The 256-nt window shown below is 68.4% G+C and carries 1 protein-coding gene; it reads left to right on the forward strand.

Annotated elements, in window-relative coordinates:
- The coding region (locus ACSNOK_RS35080; RefSeq protein ID WP_436784746.1) for a hypothetical protein at positions 1-256 on the forward strand (256 nt) is incomplete at both ends.

The following is a 256-nucleotide window of genomic DNA, read 5'->3' on the forward strand; positions in this document are numbered from 1 at the left end:
GAGCACAAGGATCACCGACGCTGGCGGCTCGCCGAGCGAAGGCCTCGGCACCTTCCAAGTCCCCGACCTGCTCACATACCAGCACCAGATCCATCAGAGCGTTGGTATCACCGGCGTCGGCGGCCTGCCGGTAGAGGGCTTCGGCGCCCTTCTGGTCTCCGGCCTGCTCCCGCAGTATTGCCAGGCAGCGCAGGGCATCCAGTACGCCGGCGTCGGCGGCCTGCCGGAAGAGGGCTTCGGCGCCCTTCTGGTCTCC

Source organism: Streptomyces sp. URMC 126, from assembly GCF_051386555.1.
In the GTDB taxonomy this organism is placed as follows: Bacteria; Actinomycetota; Actinomycetes; order Streptomycetales; family Streptomycetaceae; genus Streptomyces.